A 3,980-nucleotide genomic window follows, 5' to 3' on the forward strand; every position below is an offset into this window, starting at 1 on the left:
CTCCGACGGCGGGTTCATGGGCGGCGGCGGGCGGTTCTAGCAGGCGCGCAGCCGGAGCGCCAGGTAGTCGGCGACCGCGTCGATCGCGATCCGCTCCTGCCCCATGGTGTCGCGTTCCCGCACGGTGACCGCATGGTCCTCGAGCGTGTCGAAATCCACTGTCACGCAGAACGGGGTGCCGATTTCGTCTTGGCGCCGGTAGCGCCGCCCGATCGCGCCGGCGTCATCGAACTCGACATTCCAGCATTTGCGCAACTCGGCGGCCAGGTCACGGGCTTTGGGGCTCAAGTCGGCGTGCCGCGACAACGGCAACACCGCAACCTTGACCGGCGCCAGCCGCGGATCCAGTCGCAGCACCGTGCGCTTGTCCATTCCGCCCTTGGCGTTAGGGGCCTCGTCCTCGCTGTAGGCGTCGACCAAAAACGCCATGAACGACCGCGTCAGCCCGGCCGCCGGTTCGATCACGTACGGGATGTAGCGGGTATCGGTGACGTTGTCGTAGAACGACAGGTCGACACCGGAATGCTTTGAGTGCGTAGACAAGTCGAAGTCGGTGCGGTTGGCCACGCCTTCCAGCTCGCCCCACGGGTTGCCGGCGAAGCCGAACTTGTACTCGATGTCGACGGTGCGCGCCGAATAGTGCGACAGCTTGTCTTTCGGGTGCTCCCACAACCGCAGGTTGTCAGGTTTGATACCCAGGTCGATGTACCACTGCAACCGGGTGTCGATCCAATACTGGTGCCATTCCGGCGCGGTGGACGGCTCGACGAAGAACTCCATCTCCATCTGCTCGAACTCGCGGGTGCGGAAGATGAAGTTGCCGGGTGTGATTTCGTTGCGAAAGCTCTTGCCTATCTGGCCGATCCCAAACGGTGGCTTCTTGCGCGCGGTGGTCACCACGTTGGCGAAGTTGATGAAGATGCCCTGCGCGGTTTCCGGCCGCAGGTAGTGCAGCCCCTCCTCTGTCTCGATCGGCCCGAGATAGGTCTTGAGCATCATGTTGAACTCCCGCGGCTCGGTCCACTGGCCTGGCTCGCCGGTGTCGGGGTCGCGAATATCGGCCAGCCCGTTCTCGGGCGGGTGGCCGTGCTTTTGCTCGTAGGCCTCGATGAGGTGGTCGGCGCGGTAGCGCTTGTGGGTGATCAGCGACTCCACCAGCGGATCGTGGAACACCTCGACGTGGCCGGAGGCCACCCACACCTCGCGCGGCAAGATGATAGAGGAGTCCAGGCCCACGACGTCGTCGCGGCCGGTGACCACCGAGCGCCACCACTGTCGCTTGATGTTCTCCTTGAGCTCGACGCCCAGTGGCCCGTAGTCCCACGCCGACTTGACGCCGCCGTAGATTTCGCCGCACGGATACACCAGGCCGCGGCGTTTGGCGAGGTTGGCCACGGTGTCGATGACGGACGCCACGGGCTGGTGCACTCCTGTCTCGGGTGGGGAAGAACGCGGATGGCGGTGAGCCGCGAGCACCAGTCATCGTAGCGATCGGGGCCGCGGTCTTTGACATGCGTCATCGTGCATGTGACAGTGGAGGTCAGCTGACTGCGATTCCCAACGGCCCTGCTCGAAGGTGATGACTCATGTCCCCGTCAACGTCGCCGGTAGCCGACGGCCCGTCGATGGCGGCTGTCGGCTCGGAGCTGGCAGGCGAGCATGAGCACCAGTTCTCGGCATTCCCGGCGCCGCCGCCACGGGAAATCCTGGACGCGGCCGGGGAGCTGCTGCGCGCGCTGGCTGCACCGGTGCGCATCGCGATCGTGCTGCAGTTGCGCGAGTCGCAGCGCTGCGTGCACGAGCTGGTCGACGCGCTGGGCGTACCGCAACCATTGGTCAGCCAGCACTTGAAAATCCTCAAGGCTGCTGGCGTGGTCGCCGGTGAGCGGTCAGGCCGCGAAGTGCTGTACCGGCTGGCCGACCACCACTTGGCGCACATCGTCATCGATGCGGTCGCTCACGCCGGTGAGGATCGCTCATGACTGGTGCCGGTGTCCGCTCCACCCGGCAGCGGGCGGCCATCGCAACGCTGCTGGACAGCCTCGACGACTTCCGCTCGGCCCAAGAACTGCACGACGAGTTGCGTCGCCGCGGCGAAAACATCGGCCTGACCACCGTCTATCGCACGCTGCAGTCGATGGCAGCGACGGGACTGCTGGACACGCTGCGCAATGACACCGGTGAATCCGTCTACCGCCGCTGCTCGACGGACCATCACCACCACCTGGTGTGCCGCAGCTGCGGCTCCACCGTCGAGGTCGGCGATCGCGAGGTCGAGGCCTGGGCCGCCGGCGTGGCAGCCGAACACGGCTTCTCCGATCCCAGCCACACCATCGAGATCTTCGGCACCTGTGCGGCGTGCCGGTAAACCCCGACCTGCCGGCCGCACAAGTCTTCAGCAGCCGCGCCTGCCACCGCACCCTAACCCGTTAGCGCGCGCCGTACCTGCGCCCCGGTGTCGAGCACCATCAGGATCAGCGTGCGCAGCGCGTCGTCGGTCAGGCCGGCGCCGGGGAAGTTGTACCGCAGCATCACGTCGGCGGTTTTGGCCGAGTTGCGCTTTGCGGTCGCCTCGCCGACCTTTTCCACCACGGCCACTGCGCCTAACTGGATTCCGTTCGCTTGCTCGGCCACCCGGTCGCGAAGCTTCTTGTTCAACGGAAGATCCCATGCCAACACTTGGGTGAGCGACACCAGATCGAGGTCCTCGACGACGGTCACCACCCGTAGCGAGGCCAACGTGCCGAGATGGCGGATGGTCAGCGCGCCGTCGGGTTCTTCCTCTACGGGCAGCACCTCGGCCAGCACCGACGTCAGCCGCTGCTGCAGTGAGGGCATCAGGCGCTCCCGAATCGTCGATGGCGGGAGGCGTATTCCTCGCAGGCCGCCCACAAGTCGCGGCGGTCATAGTCGGGCCACAGCTTGTCCTGGAAAATGTATTCGGCGTATGCCGCCTGCCACAACATGAAGTTGCTGGACCGCTGCTCCCCCGAGGTGCGCAGCAGCAAGTCCACATCGGGAATGTCGGGCCGGTGCAGGTGACGGGCGATCGTCCCTTCGGTGATCCGATCAGGATTGAGCTTGCCGGCAGCCGCCTCCCGCGCGATTTGCCTTGCTGCTTCGGTGATTTCGGCCCGGCCGCCGTAGTTCACGCAGTAGTTCACGGTGATCACGTCGTTGTCGGCGGTCATCTGCTCGGCGATCTCGAGTTCTTTGATCACGGTGCGCCACAACCGTGGTCGAGAGCCGACCCATCGTATCCGCACACCGAGCGCCTTCAGGCTTTCGCGGCGGCGCCGCACTACATCGCGGTTGAATCCCATCAAGAAGCGGACCTCTTCGGCCGACCGCTTCCAGTTCTCGGTGGAAAAAGCGAAAAGGCTCAACCACTTGACGCCGAGTTCGATTGCGCCACAAGCGATGTCGATGACAACCGCCTCGCCCATCTTGTGTCCCTCGACGCGCGGCAGTCCGCGCTGGGTGGCCCACCGGCCGTTGCCGTCCATCACGATCGCGACGTGAGTCGGCAGCTGCCCGGCCGGAATTCGCGGCGGGACCGCTTTCGAGGGGTGTTGCGGTGGCCGGCGCGGGCCGCCGGCGGGTGACGGCGGCAGCGCCGGGAAGACCACTGGCCACGTCGACTTGTCCGGGAAGGTCGGGTAGTCGGCTGGCGCGGGAGGCAGCTGCGGAAAGCCGCGCTCAGCTTTCCGCACTGAGCCGCTGCCCCGGTTCCTCACCATGGGCCACATCCTGCCTGACCAGCGAGATCCGATGGGCGGCGACCGCACGGTCGACCCGGTCCATCCGCTCCACCAGCGGCAACGTTCGCAGTTGGCGTTCTAAGTGCCATTGCAGGTGGGCGGCCACCAACCCGCTGACGTGATTGCGGTGCGATTGCGGCGCAGCCAGCGCCGCCTCCCAGTCGCCGTCGCGCAACGCCGACATCAACTCCAGCACCCCCACCGGCGGCTTGGTGGAAC

At 66.0% G+C, this 3,980-nt stretch carries 5 protein-coding genes and 1 pseudogene; 2 read left to right on the plus strand and 4 right to left on the minus strand.

Annotated elements, in window-relative coordinates; all coding sequences use genetic code 11:
- Positions 1-36: 36 nt before the first annotated feature.
- Positions 37-1,428, minus strand: a complete 1,392-nt coding sequence (locus tag ACFE99_RS23610) for a glycine--tRNA ligase (protein WP_375489097.1) — start codon at positions 1,426-1,428, stop codon at positions 37-39.
- A gap of 158 nt (positions 1,429-1,586) precedes the next feature.
- Between ACFE99_RS23610 and ACFE99_RS23615 the strand changes: the two genes are divergently transcribed.
- Both ACFE99_RS23615 and ACFE99_RS23620 read left to right on the plus strand, forming a co-directional pair.
- A complete protein-coding gene (locus tag ACFE99_RS23615; protein ID WP_375489099.1) occupies positions 1,587-1,982 on the plus strand; it encodes an ArsR/SmtB family transcription factor in 396 nt (131 codons plus the stop codon).
- Positions 1,979-2,368, plus strand: a complete 390-nt coding sequence (locus ACFE99_RS23620) for a Fur family transcriptional regulator (protein WP_375489101.1) — start codon at positions 1,979-1,981, stop codon at positions 2,366-2,368. Before ACFE99_RS23615 ends, ACFE99_RS23620 begins: the two co-directional genes overlap by 4 nt.
- Before the next feature lie 53 nt (positions 2,369-2,421).
- Here ACFE99_RS23620 and ACFE99_RS23625 read toward each other — a convergent pair whose 3' ends face one another.
- From ACFE99_RS23625 to ACFE99_RS23635, 3 genes and pseudogenes are all read right to left on the minus strand, one after another.
- Complete coding sequence (locus ACFE99_RS23625) at positions 2,422-2,838, minus strand: hypothetical protein (RefSeq protein ID WP_375489103.1); 417 nt, start codon at positions 2,836-2,838, stop codon at positions 2,422-2,424.
- Positions 2,838-3,740 (minus strand): decaprenyl diphosphate synthase, encoded by a 903-nt coding sequence (locus ACFE99_RS23630; protein WP_375489105.1) that lies wholly within the window; start codon positions 3,738-3,740, stop codon positions 2,838-2,840. The genes ACFE99_RS23625 and ACFE99_RS23630 overlap by 1 nt, the downstream gene beginning before the upstream one ends.
- Positions 3,700-3,980: pseudogene (locus tag ACFE99_RS23635) on the minus strand (DNA repair protein RecO); the annotation flags it as partial. The gene ACFE99_RS23630 and the pseudogene ACFE99_RS23635, both read right to left, overlap by 41 nt.

Source organism: uncultured Mycobacterium sp., from assembly GCF_964249325.1.
Lineage (GTDB): Bacteria > Actinomycetota > Actinomycetes > Mycobacteriales > Mycobacteriaceae > Mycobacterium.